Here is a 12,505-nt window from a genome sequence, read left to right on the forward strand (position 1 = left end):
CCGCGCCCACCCCACCACCCCCACCCCCCGCACCCGCGCGGGGCCCCCCCCCCCCCCCCCCCCCCCCCCGCTTCCGGCTGTTTTCCACTCAGTTCGGCCAAGGCATGCATGCTCGGTCTCAAGGTTTGGTAAATACCGCAGTATTGCTCGAACATCAGGTCGTACATGTGCTTGTTCTGGGCATCGGGCAGGGCACGCGTGCGCAGCGTGCGCCAGTTCCGAACGTGCGCCAGGCTTTCTATCTCGCCTATCGCCAGTGCTGCCAGCATGGCACCACCCAGCGGAGCCTCCACCGCCTGCTCGATGGTCAGCACGGGATACCCGGTGATATCGGCGATGATCTGCATCCACAGGTCCGACGCCGTGGCGCCGCCCACGACGATGAGTTCGGGGTCCAGCCTCAACGCTCCCAGTTGTCCGCGCTCCATGTTGTGGCGCAAGGCAAATCCCAGGCCTTCCAGCACGGCGCGGTACATGTGCGCCCGGGTGTGGAATAGCGACAGACCGACGTAGGCACCGGACGCCTTCGCATCCCATACCGGGCTTCGCTCACCCATCAGGTAAGGCAAGAACACCAGTCCTTCCGCGCCCGCAGGGGTCTTGGCGGCGTCAAGCTCCATCAACTGGTGCACTTCCATGCCTGGCAACTGCGCCGCCGCCTGTTTCTCCTGTGCGCAGAACTGCTCCCGGAACCAGCTGACCGAGGCCCCCGCTGCAATAGCGCCACCGAAAATGTAGATATCCTGCTTAGCGTCATGCACGTACGGCATGCTGATCAGGCCCAGATCGGCATCCGTGCGCTGGTTGATGAAGCCCCAGCACATACTGGTCCCCAGCATCGCGACATGGTTGCCTGGCTCCAGTACCCCTGCAGCCAGGGTCGCCATTGCGGCATCCACACCGCCGGCCACCACGGGCGTCCCGGGACTCAACCCAAGTCGCCGCGCCGCGCCTGGCAGCAGCCCGCCGACAATCTCGCGGGACTCCACCAGGCGCTCGGGCATCAGGGCGGGGTCGATACCGAGCGCCTCGAGCATCGGGAGAGACCAAGTGCGGGCCTCGATGTCGTAGATGCCGCCGATATTGCCTGCCGAGCTGTGGTCCACGGCCAGCTCGCCGGTGAGGTGATAGTGCACATAGCTGTTAGGCGGCAGCAGATACCGCGTCCGGGCCCAGATCTGCGGCTGATTGCGTTTGATCCAGAGCATCTTGGTGTAGCCGTAATAACTGTCCACGCCGTTGCCGCTGATACGCTTGAGTTCCGTGACATCCAGATGCTGGCGCACCCACTGCACCTCCGCGGTGGCGCGCCGGTCCATCCAGATAAGACAGGGATGCAGCGGCTTGATCTCGGCGTCGACCGGGATTCCCGAGCCCCCGTACAAGCTGCTGACGCAGATCGCCTTGATTTCAGCGGCCGGGACAGGGCTTCGCGCAACCACTGCCGCCACCGTTTCATAGACTGCGTCCAGCCAGACGTCCGGCCACTGCTGCGCCCAGAGCGGGCGCGGCTGCTCGACCTGGTAGCTCACTGAAGCCTGCGCCAGGATCTCGCCCTTGGTCGACATCAGCAATGCCTTGGTACTTTGAGTACCGATATCCACCCCGATCACGTGGCTCATGTCTTGCTCCTTTCAATTTAACGGTCGCGGCTGCGGCTGATATAGATAGCCAGCAGGATGATCGCGCCCTTGATGATGTTCTGGATGTAAGGGGAGATGCCCATCAGGTTGAGCCCGTTGTTGAGCACACCCAGCATCATGGCGCCGATGAGGGTGCCGAGAATGGCGCCACGGCCGCCTGCAATCGCGGTACCGCCCAGTACCACGGCAGCGATGGCATCCAGCTCGAAACCCGCGCCGGCGTTCGGCTGCCCGCTCATCAGCCGCGAGCTCAGGACAATCCCGGCTACCGCGGCGGTCAGGCCGCTGAGGGTGTACACCAGCAGCTTGTAGCGTGAAACGCGCACGCCACTCAGGCGGGCTGCCTCTTCATTGCCGCCGATGGCATAGATGTATCGGCCGATGGGCGTCTTGTTCAGCAGGACGTAGGCCAGCGTGTACATCACGGCCATGACCAGGATCGGCACCTGTACGCCAAGCAGTTCGCCACGGCCCAGGAAGGCAAACCCATCCGGCAATCCGGATATCGGGTAGCCACCGGTGTAGACCAGTGCCAAGCCCCGGGCGATGCCCATTGTCGCCAGTGTCACGATGATCGGCGGCATCCTGGCATACGCGACGAAGATGCCGTTCCCGGCACCGAACAGCGCGCCCACGGCAAGGCCTGCGAGAACTGCCAGCTCAAGCGGAAAGCCGGCTACCATCAAGCCGGCGCTCAAGGTACCTGACAGCGCCATGACCGGACCTACGGACAAGTCGATACCGCCGGTAAGGATCGCGCAGGTCATTCCCACCGCGATGATGGCGATGATCGATACCTGGCGCAGGACGTTGCTGAGGTTGCTGGTGGTAAGGAAATTGTCGTTCGCCAGGGACATCGCCACGAAGATCACGATGAATCCCACCAGCGGATAGAAGACCGGCGACTTGCGCCATTTGCCCAGGCGCACGGCCAGCGGAGAGGGCGCCTGGCCTTGAACAGCGGTGTCAGTGACATTGTTCATCATGGGATGCTCCGGTCGCATACAGCATTATTTCGTTGGAATTCACCGCCGCGCCCGAGAGGGTCGTGACGATCTCGCCGTGCCGGAACACCGCCACCCTGTCGCTGAGCCCGACGACTTCGGGCAGGTCCGAAGACACCACGATGATCGAGACCCCGAGCCCCGTGAGCGCACGCATCAACCGGTAGATTTCCGCCTTGGCACCGACGTCGATTCCGCGGGTGGGCTCATCGAAGACCAGCACCTTGCAGGTGTGGTTGAGCCAGCGCGCGATCACTACTTTTTGCTGGCCGCCGCCGCTGAGGTTGTTCACCTGGCAGTCGTGATCCGGTGCCTTGACCTGCACCTTGCGCATCAGCTCGTCGACCAACCGGCCCTCATCGCGGCGATCGATGATGAAGCTCCTGCCGCAATGCTTGAGGAGATTGTTGAGGGTGATGTTTTCGCGAATCGAGAAGGGCAGTATCAGGCCCTCGGTCTTGCGGCTTTCCGGTAGCAGTCCGATACCAGGCCAGCGCATCGGCTGGAGACTTGAGGGACGCGGGCCGACCGCCAACCCGGACATCCTTGTGATGGAACGCATGCGCACCCAGCAGTCCCATGACCAGTTCGGTCCTTCCAGAGCCCACCAGGCCCGCAAAGCCGAGGATTTCACCCTTGTGCAAGTCGAAGCGGTTGACCGGGGCGCCTGGGTGAAGCTGGATGGCACGCACCTCCATCACTACCTCCTGGCCGTCGGCGTGGGCAGTCTTGGGCGGGTAGCTCTGCTCGACGGTGCGGCCGACCATCATCTGTACCAGCGCATCGACACCGGTGTTTTCCACCTCGCAGGTCGCCACTTTGCAGCCATCGCGCAAAATGGTGATGCGGTCACAGATTTCGTAGATCTCGTCCATGTGGTGGGAGATGAAGATCATGCCGACGCCTTGGGCTTTCAGTTCGCGCATGACCAGGAACAGCTGCTCAGCTTCGGCAGGCGTCAGGGTTGCCGTGGGCTCGTCGAGGATCAGGATCCGTGTGTCCAGGGCCAGCGCCTTGGCGATCTCCACGAATTGCTGTTGCGCAACGCTGAGTGCTTCGACGGGCACGGTCAGGTCGATCCGCACACCCAGTCGCTGGAAGAGCGCCTGCGCTTCATCCTGCATGAAGCGCTTGTCCAGCCAGCCGAAGCGGTTGCGGCGCTCCCGGCCGAGGAAGATGTTTTCAGCGGCTGACAGCGAGGGAACAAGGCTGAATTCTTGAAAGATGATGCCAATGCCAGCACTGATGGCGTCGTGGTAATTGTGGAAGCGCATCGGCTGCCCATTGATTTCGATCGAGCCGGTGTCGGGGGCGTGAATGCCCGACAGGATCTTCATCAAGGTGGATTTGCCAGCGCCGTTTTCACCGAGCAGCGCATGGATCTCACCCTCCTGCAGTTGCAGGCTGATATCGGTCAGCGCCTGCACCCCGGGAAAGCTCTTTGAAATGTGATCAAGCGTGAGAAGGCTGGACATGAGTTGAGACCTGTGTGATCGAGGAGGGGCGTCCCACGGATCCGCAAACGTCCCGTGGGAACGGTGCAGGCGCCTACCAGCTGAAGCTCGCCGCCTTTGCCCTGTCGATCAGCGCAACGTCGACCGGAATGGCCGGCGGCACGTTGGCTCCCCAATGCTTGGCCAGGCCAATGCCCAGCCCGAGCAGCACCAGATCGCGGGGGAACTGGGCCGAGGTGGCAATGAACTTGGAGTCGGCGCGCTGTATGGCCTTGATGGCCTCCGGCGTACCGTCGACACTGACCAGCTTGACATCCAGGCCACTGGCTTCGATCGCCGTCAACGCGCCCAGGGAGCCGGTATCGTTGACGCTGAAGATGCCTACCAGGTTGGGGTTGCCCTGCAGCATGTTCTCGGTGACGCCCAGCGCCGTATCCCGCTGCTGCTTGCCGTTTGCCGCGCAACGATGTTCAGTCCCTCGAATTCATCGATCGCCGCTTCGCACCCGCGGATGCGCTCCAGGATCGGCACCACCGGGATACCGTCGAGTATCGCGATCTCGCCCTTGCCACCCACCTGTTGCGCCAGGTACTTGCACGCCTGGTAGCCGGCATCGTGGTTTTTCGAGCCGACGAATGCGTCAATCGGGCCTTGTGCCTGGGCATCGATCGCGACGACAACGACCCCCGCGTCATGCGCGGTCAGTACCGCGGACTGCACCCCGACCGAGTCGGTCGGATTGAGCAGCAGAATGTCGACGCCACGCTGCACCAGATCCTCCACGTCACTGATCTGCTTGGCCACGTCGTGGCGCGCATCGGTGACGATCAGCTCGGCGCCCAGCCCGGCCACCGCCGCCTCCAGGGACTGCTTCATCGTGACGAGGTAAGGATTGTTGAGCTCCTGGAACGACATGCCGATCTTCAACCGATCGGCATGGGCTGCTGGAACAGCCAGCACAACCCCGCAGAAGGCAGTGGCGAGATAGGAGGCAAGCTTGGATTTCTTGAACGCATTCATCGAACGTACCTTTGATTATTGTTATTGGGCACAACGCATGTAGACGTTAACATTTTGTGTCTAAAAAAAAGGCCACTCGCGTTGGAGGAGGGTTGTGCAACCCGTGTTCAACCAAGGCGTGGCGCAAATGTCAACGTGTACATCGAATTCAAGCTAGCATACGGATATTCGCATTACAATAAGCCAAACCCGTCAACGCAGGCCTTCTCATGACAAGACCCGGTAAAGCCACGATCACCGACATCGCCAAGCGCGTGAACATGACGACCGTCACGGTTTCGCGGGCGCTCAACCAGCCGGAAAAGGTCAAGAAAGACACATTGGCGCAGATTCTCGCGGTGGCCCGCGAGCTCAACTACGTGCCCAACGCACTTGCGCGTAACCTCAAGGGGCAGCAGAGCCGCCTCTTTGGCCTGGTCACGGCCAGTCTGGACAACCCGTTCTACGGCGAGACCATCAAGGCGATCACGCGGGAAGCGAAAAAGCGCGACTACTCGCTCATGCTGTTCGACACCGACGGTTCGCCCGAGCTGGAAGCGCGGGCGGTCGACACACTGCTCAGTTACCAGGTTGCAGGCATCATCCTGTCGGTCATCTCCGATGACGACGACTACCAGCCGAGCTATCTGCCCAAGCTGGAGATGGCCGGCATCCCCGTTGTACAGATCGACCGCAAGCTGCCCAGTGCGCCATTCCCAGGCGTGTACCTGGACAACGAGCAGAGCGGTTTTCGGGGCGCGCAGGCGTTGCTTGAGCAAGGACATCGGCACTTTCTGGTCGTAGGCGGGCCGCAGCGGTCGAACATCACGCTGTCGCGAATCGCAGGTATTCGTCGGGCGCTCGAGCAGTGTGATGAGACGACATCACTGGAAGTGCTGCACGGGGATTACACACAAGCACCGGCACGGGCTGCCGTGAGTGAGTACCTGGCTAGCGGCAAGCGCCCTGATGTCATCTTCGGGCTCAACATGCTGATAACCCTGGGGTCGCTCGAAGCCATCCGCCAGCAGGGGATGAGCCGGGCGGATATCGCGTTGTTCAGTATCGACCAAGTCCACTACGCCGAGATTTATGGCGACCCCATTGCTTGTGTACGTCACAGCTGTACTGAGCTTGGGCTAACGGCGATCAATATGCTGTTGCAGAAGATCGACAACCCCGACTCCACCACGGTCGACCAGATGCTGGAAGGCGAGCTCCAGCGCTAACCTTGGCAGCGCTTGTGGAATGTAGACGTTGACATTTTGAATGCTCAGCTTCTACATTCCTCGGCGATGACGTTTACTTGCAGGAATGTAAACGTCAACATACCTCCCAAAACAAGCATAAGGGCCACATGGTCTTTAGGAGCGCGCATGTCAAAGAAACTTGAAGGTAAGGTCGCGGCGATTACGGGGGCCGCCTCGGGCATAGGCCTCGCGACAGCTGAAGCGATGCTGGCAGAGGGTGCCCGCGTCGTATTGATCGACCGCGACGAGGTCGCGCTCGCCCGGGCCTGTGATCGCCTGGGTAAGGATGCCATGCCCTTGGTCATCGACCTCCTCGAGCCGGCCAGCTGCGCCACTTTGGTCTCGGGCGTACTGGAAAGAGCAGGGCGGTTGGATATCCTCTGTGCCAATGCCGGTAGCTATATCGGTGGGGATGTTGTCGACGCCGATACAGCCGGCATCGACCGCATGCTCAATCTCAATATCAATGCCGTCATCAAGAACGTGCACGACGTGCTGCCGCACATGATCGCCCAGGGCGTGGGCGATATCGTCGTAACCAGTTCGGTAGCGGGTCACTATCCCGTTCACTGGGAACCGGTGTATTCAGCCTCCAAGTGGGCGATCAACTGCTTCGTGCAGACTGTGCGCCGTCAGGTGAATACCAAGGGCATCCGCGTTTGCGCGGTATCGCCAGGGCCCGTGATCAGTGCGCTGCTCGCCGACTGGCCCGAGGAGAACCTGAGGAAGGCGAAGGAGAGTGGCAGCTTGATCGAACCGACTGAAGTGGCGGACGCGGTGATGTATATCCTGACCCGACCGCGGAATGTGACCATTCGGGATATGGTCATCCTTCCTTCGGCGTTTGATATGTAGGTATAAATAGTGGTCTTCATTACGCGCTCGTCGTAGGGCGCGTATTGGAGGGTGAAACAATAACTCTACTAAATAACCATTTGGTTGAGTAAACATTGAAACTGCTGAATAGGCTGGGTCAAGAGGGATAGGTGCGTGGCAACTTGGATAGTTGTAGAGGCTACGTTCGGCATACCGATCTTGCCCGCGATCCGAGCGTGTTCCGGGCCATAAACCGGCTCTGTCCTGTCATCGAATAGTCGGGGATTTGCCCGTATTTACAGGGGTTTGAGCCGTGTAGAGCCCGGGTTTGGCACCTTTTGCAGTATGTCTTTCCCACCCAAGCATCATGAAGCTTAAAGCCTTGTATCCCTTGCAACAGGGCTTTCCCGATGCCCATTTACCTGACAGTCAGTGCTGAACTCAAGGTTGGCCATTCCACCGTAATCGAGACGCCTGCACAAGATGGGTCCTTTGTCGCCGTGCTTGAGAATGACGAACGCAGTGGATACTTCTAGGCAATGGACACTACCAGCGGCGGCAACCCGATCAAGGATGCCATGCAGATCTACGCCGTTGCACATGTCTCGAACCGCGAGAAACCCTGCACGTTGAGGAATCGGCTGGCGGTGGATCACAGCAAGGTCGTGCTGCAGATCAACGATTATCCCGGCGCGGTTTTTGACCTTGAGGTGAAGGAAGGTTTCTGCCGGTCGGGTTTACCTAGGTCCATAGGTAGTGGTTAGTTGGAATGTGGGCATGACTGGAATGATGGGGCGTTGGGGTTGTTTGCGTAGCGATGCGTGGAGCGTCGGCGTGACTTCGGGGTTTGGGGTGAAATCGTAGGGGACGTATCTTAGAATCTGGCTACCTCGGTCTTTGGTGGTGTAATACGAACCTGCGCATAATGTATATTATGTTAAACCTGATATTGCTTGGTTAAGCCAAGCGACACCATGACGCGTAAATTGCTCGCGGCTTGAGCGCTCACCCGACTCAGCCCATCATCTAAACAGCGCTCGGCGATGCCCATTCGAGTCAACAGCCAGCTGGTTAGAGCCGCAAAACAAGCACGGCCCAGCGTGCCGGCTGCGCTTGAGCGTTTTCTGACGCGGCCGGCAGTGGCGAAGATTTTGACTATTCCACCTGCGCCTTAAACGCGTCGTACGCCGAGAACGGCAGACTGATGCCCTCGCGGACCGCACGGGCATAGGCTTGCTCTTTGGCCTTGCCCGGCAGGTAAACGCCCAAGGCTTCAAGCCGCGTCATCTGCTCGCCCAGCCGTGAGGCAAAGCACTCGTCCAGCAACCTGGGAGCAATGCCAATCACCAGCATGCCAGCCCCTGGGGATTCACTGCCGGCACGGAAATCTGCTGCATCCAACGACCAATTGGCCCCCGTCAAACCCGCCGCGAGTACTTCGACCATCAACGCGATGTTGGCGCCACGACCGCCCCCGAATGCCAGCAACGTCCCGCGCAGTGCCTCTCGCGCGCTGCGCGTTTCATTGCCTTGTGCATCAACCGCCCAGCCTGCCGGTATCACCTCCCCCGCTTCAGCGGCCCGAAGCAGGTTTACATAGGCCGTGGCACTGCTGGCTTGGTCAATCGCCAGTAAACGACCCGCAGCACTGGCGGCGGCAAATGCGATGGGGTTGGTGGAGTACAGCGGCCGGCTCTGGCCCGCCACGGTGAGCAGCGGTGAGCCATTGGTGAACGCTAACGCGACCAGCCCCTCGCGGGCCAGGCGACGGGTGTAATAGCCCAACTCGCCACAGGTGAAAGCGTTGAACTGTGCAAACAGGGCGATACCCAATTGATGCGCATTGCTGCACAGCACTGGGAACGCGCGATCGAACCCCAGTTGCGCGATGCCTTGGGCTGCATCGCAGCGGATCATGGCCGGCGCGACCTGGGTCACGATGGGCTCGGTAGCCAAAGCGATTCGGCCGGTGGCAAAGCCGCTGAGGTAGTCAGGCAAATGGCCGAAACCGACTTCGTGTTGGCCATGGGCCTGGGCTGATACCGTGGCGCTGGCAAGCGCCGAGGCCACGGCGTAACTGGTGCCGTGGGCTAGGCAGAGCTGTTGTGCGAAGGTGGTGGCAGCGGTCAGAGACAGGCGCTTGTCGGGTTTGTCGTCGTCCATGGTGGCTTCAGTGTTCTCGCATTGTAGGCGTGCCGCAGCTTGAGAACCTGCAGGAGCGGCTTTAGCCGCGAATAAACGATAACGCGTACTTCCTGAAAATTCGTGGTGCGTTCATTCGCGGCTAAGGCCGCTCCTACAAGATTGGTGTCGATCAGCTGATTATCTTTACTGAATCATCCTCGGCTCACCCACTTGCGCAGCCTCGCGGGCCAGGCCAAACGAGGCGAGGATTTCAGCGATTTCGCCCGAGGCATGCAAGGCCTGGATGTTCTCGCCCAGCGCCTCGCCCAAGGCTGCATTGGACTTGGTGTAGGGGAAGGCGCTCTGCCCAGGCTCAAGCGTGGCCTTGACCCGTTGATCGGGCTCGGACACCTTGATGCTCTTGCCGGGGTACGCGCCCTTCTGCTGCGAAGAAACCCCCACCGCGAAGCTGTCCGCGCCGACCTGGATGCGCTTGGACGCCAGGTCCTGGGCCATGGCCACCGGGTTCGGGTAGAGCACCAGATTATCGCCAAAGGCCTTCTTCAAATCGTCCACCCACAGGTAGCCCTGGACGGTGCCGATGCGCTTGCCGTCCAGTTCGGAAATCTTCGTGTAACCCTCATCCGAAATAATGCCCATCACGTCCAGGTACAACGGTGCCGACAACCCCAACGCCTTGCTGCGCTCTGCCGTGCGGTACCAGTCGCCGATGCCGACATCGGCGCGCTTTGCCACCACCGCCTGCACCACAGCTGCGGTGTCCACCACCATGGTCTTGACCTTCAGGCATTCGCGCTCGGCGATGCGCTTGATGATCTCGCCATCCACGCCGCTCAACTGGTTGTTCGGCCCCGGTATCGAGTAAGGCGGGAAGACATACGCCGCCACGGTCAGCACACCCGGCGTAATGGTTTCAAACTGGTTCGCCGGGGTGCATTCGGCCAGGGCGTACGGCGCGCCGGCCAGGGTCGAACACAAGAACATCCAACGGGTAAAATGTTTAAATGAGCGAGTCATGACGTCACCTTTGCAATAAGGGAGCAGCAGCCGAAAACGGCGTGAGTGGCATTTGTTGTTATAGCTGGCTGGGTGCCAGTCTTTTTTCCAGCGCTGCCACGCCCAGGGTCGCCGGAGCACAGACAGCGGCATACATCAAACCGGCCAGGATCAGCACCGGCATGTACTCAAAAGTGGAGGAACCAATGGAGGACGCCCGGCTGACAATTTCTGGCAGGGCGATGGTGAAACACAGCGACGAGGCCTGGAACATCATGATCGAGAACCCCAGCAGCGACGGCAGCGCTACACGCAAGGCTTGAGGCAGGATCACAAAGCGCAGGGCGTCGAACCGGTTGAGGCCGATCACCTCAGCGGCCTCGGTTTGCCCTGGGGCCACTGCCTCGATGCCACCGCGAATGATTTCACTGGTGTAGGCCGCCGTGCAGTACGCCATGGCCAGCGCGGCAGCCCAGAACGAGGTCAAGGTCAGGTTGACGCTGGGCAGGCCAAAATAAAAATACTGCAGCAGGATCAACGCCGGCGCACCGCGCCCCAACTCCACGATGACCAAAGACGGGTAACGCAACCAGCGGCTCGGGGCCGAGACACTGAGCGCCAGCACCAGCCCCAGTGCAATACCCAGGCCCAGGCTCACCGCCGTGACCTGCATCGACAGCACAAAACCCTTCCACAACTCCGGCAGCCATTGGGCCCACATCGTCAGCAGTTCGCTCATCGGGCAATCCTCTGTTTCAACGAGGCCGAGAGCCAACGGGAGAACAAGGCCACCGGCACGCTGAGCACCAGGTAAACCACCGCCGCCGCGCTGTAGACGCTGAGGCCCTGAAAGGTTTGTTGTGAAACTTGATAGGCCTGGAAGCTGATATCGCCGACGCCAATGGTCGAGGCCACGGCCGAATCCTTGAGCAGGCCAATGGCGTAGGTGGCCGAGGTGGGAATGGCGATGCGCACCAACTGCGGTAACACCACATCGAAAAACCGTTGCGATGCCGAGAGGTTAAGCACATAGGAGGCTTCGAATTGCCCGGTGGGAATCGCCGCGAAAGCACCGCGGTACACCTCGGACATGTGCGCCGCCGTAATCAGCCCCAGGCCCACCACTGCCGCGGTAAACGGCGACAGGCTGATATAGCCGCCACCGATGCCAAAGAAGATGAAAAACAGCCAGACAATCGGCGGAATGGAGCGCAGGGTCAGCACCAGCATGGCCGCCAGAAAACGCAGGGGCTTGACCCTGGACAGGCGCAGGGCACAGATCGGAAACCCCAGCACTACGCCGACGCAGAAGGCGAGCACAGTGACAGCAATGGTCCACGGCACACCGTTCAACAGCATCATCAGGATGTTTTGCATCAGCGATTCCTCACGGCCTGGAGGAACTGGATCACCCGTTCATGCTCGGGCTGGCGCATCACTTGCTGGCTCGGCCCCTGCTCGATGATTCGCCCCTCGGCCATCACCACCACGCGGTCGGACACGGTTTCGGCGAAGTGCATTTCGTGGGTCACGACGATCATCGACATTCCTTCGCAGGCGAGCTCTTTCATCACCGCCAGCACCTCCAGGCCCAGTTCGGGGTCCAGCGCCGAGGTCGGCTCATCGAACAGCATCAATTCAGGGTCCAATGCCAGGGCTCGGGCGATGGCGATCCGTTGTTGCTGGCCACCGGAGCACCGCGCCGGATAATGCTGGGCCTTGTCGGCTAACCCCACGCGTTCGAGCAGTTGCATGGAGCGGGCGTCGGCCTCTTTGGCGCTGCGGCCCAAGGTACGGATTTGCGCCAGGCTGACATTGCGCAGTACCGTCAGGTGCGGAAAAAGATTAAACGTCTGGAACACCATGCCAATGCGTCGGCGCAGCTTGAGCATCTCTGTACGGGGCAACGTCTTGCCAGCTTCGATGTGCACGCCATCCATACTGACCCGGCCCTGGGTCGGCGGCTCCAACTGATTGATACAGCGCAGCAAGGTACTCTTGCCCGAACCACTAGGCCCAATAATGGCCACCACCTCGCCCTTGCTCATTTCAAAACACACGTCGTGCAGGACGGGATAGGGGCCAAACTGTTTATGAATTCCCTCCAGGCGCAAGAACGGCTCGGCGCTGGCCACTGGGCGCGGCGCCAAGGAGGGCGCGGTTTCGATCACGGTCATACTGCTCATGGTTTTGCTCCA

The 12,505-nt window shown here is 60.7% G+C and carries 12 protein-coding genes and 1 pseudogene; 3 read left to right on the forward strand and 10 right to left on the reverse strand.

Annotated features, from left to right (window positions below; genetic code table 11):
• The 5 genes and pseudogenes from AC0ZZU_RS06135 to AC0ZZU_RS06155 form a co-directional block, all read right to left on the reverse strand.
• Positions 1–1,622, reverse strand: a 1,622-nt coding sequence (locus tag AC0ZZU_RS06135) for an FGGY-family carbohydrate kinase (RefSeq protein ID WP_476339630.1), incomplete at its 3' end; no start/stop codon positions are given.
• A 17-nt stretch (positions 1,623–1,639) separates the two neighbouring features.
• Positions 1,640–2,500 (reverse strand): ABC transporter permease, encoded by an 861-nt coding sequence (locus AC0ZZU_RS06140; protein WP_476339796.1) that lies wholly within the window; start codon positions 2,498–2,500, stop codon positions 1,640–1,642.
• A 109-nt stretch (positions 2,501–2,609) separates the two neighbouring features.
• Positions 2,610–3,095, reverse strand: a complete 486-nt coding sequence (locus tag AC0ZZU_RS06145) for an ATP-binding cassette domain-containing protein (protein ID WP_476339797.1) — start codon at positions 3,093–3,095, stop codon at positions 2,610–2,612.
• Positions 3,004–4,122 (reverse strand): sugar ABC transporter ATP-binding protein, encoded by a 1,119-nt coding sequence (locus AC0ZZU_RS06150; protein WP_476339631.1) that lies wholly within the window; start codon positions 4,120–4,122, stop codon positions 3,004–3,006. The genes AC0ZZU_RS06145 and AC0ZZU_RS06150 overlap by 92 nt, the downstream gene beginning before the upstream one ends.
• A 73-nt stretch (positions 4,123–4,195) precedes the next feature.
• Positions 4,196–5,121, reverse strand: a pseudogene (locus AC0ZZU_RS06155) (substrate-binding domain-containing protein).
• Positions 5,122–5,330: 209 nt separating this feature from the next.
• Here AC0ZZU_RS06155 and AC0ZZU_RS06160 point away from each other — a divergent pair.
• From AC0ZZU_RS06160 to AC0ZZU_RS06170, 3 genes are all read left to right on the forward strand, one after another.
• A complete protein-coding gene (locus tag AC0ZZU_RS06160) occupies positions 5,331–6,329 on the forward strand; it encodes a LacI family DNA-binding transcriptional regulator (protein WP_476339632.1) in 999 nt (332 codons plus the stop codon).
• Positions 6,330–6,476: 147 nt separating this feature from the next.
• Positions 6,477–7,205 carry an SDR family oxidoreductase gene (locus AC0ZZU_RS06165; RefSeq protein ID WP_476339633.1) on the forward strand — a complete coding sequence of 243 codons (729 nt, stop codon included), beginning with the start codon at positions 6,477–6,479 and terminating at the stop codon, positions 7,203–7,205.
• Positions 7,206–7,705: 500 nt separating this feature from the next.
• Complete coding sequence (locus tag AC0ZZU_RS06170) at positions 7,706–7,930, forward strand: DUF2251 domain-containing protein (protein ID WP_476339634.1); 225 nt, start codon at positions 7,706–7,708, stop codon at positions 7,928–7,930.
• 391 nt (positions 7,931–8,321) lie between these two features.
• Here AC0ZZU_RS06170 and AC0ZZU_RS06175 read toward each other — a convergent pair whose 3' ends face one another.
• The 5 genes from AC0ZZU_RS06175 to AC0ZZU_RS06195 all read right to left on the reverse strand — a co-directional run bounded on the left by AC0ZZU_RS06175 (position 8,322) and on the right by AC0ZZU_RS06195 (position 12,493).
• Positions 8,322–9,329 (reverse strand): Ldh family oxidoreductase, encoded by a 1,008-nt coding sequence (locus tag AC0ZZU_RS06175; protein ID WP_476339635.1) that lies wholly within the window; start codon positions 9,327–9,329, stop codon positions 8,322–8,324.
• A 165-nt stretch (positions 9,330–9,494) separates the two neighbouring features.
• Positions 9,495–10,328 (reverse strand): substrate-binding periplasmic protein, encoded by an 834-nt coding sequence (locus tag AC0ZZU_RS06180; RefSeq protein WP_476339636.1) that lies wholly within the window; start codon positions 10,326–10,328, stop codon positions 9,495–9,497.
• 58 nt (positions 10,329–10,386) lie between these two features.
• A complete protein-coding gene (locus AC0ZZU_RS06185; protein ID WP_476339637.1) occupies positions 10,387–11,046 on the reverse strand; it encodes an amino acid ABC transporter permease in 660 nt (219 codons plus the stop codon).
• Entirely contained in the window at positions 11,043–11,684 is a 642-nt protein-coding gene (locus tag AC0ZZU_RS06190) for an amino acid ABC transporter permease (protein ID WP_476339638.1), read from the reverse strand. The genes AC0ZZU_RS06185 and AC0ZZU_RS06190 overlap by 4 nt, the downstream gene beginning before the upstream one ends.
• A complete protein-coding gene (locus AC0ZZU_RS06195) occupies positions 11,684–12,493 on the reverse strand; it encodes an amino acid ABC transporter ATP-binding protein (protein ID WP_476339639.1) in 810 nt (269 codons plus the stop codon). The genes AC0ZZU_RS06190 and AC0ZZU_RS06195 overlap by 1 nt, the downstream gene beginning before the upstream one ends.
• Between the last annotated feature and the right edge of the window lie 12 nt (positions 12,494–12,505).

It is taken from the genome of Pseudomonas sp. JE3303, from assembly GCF_056312565.1.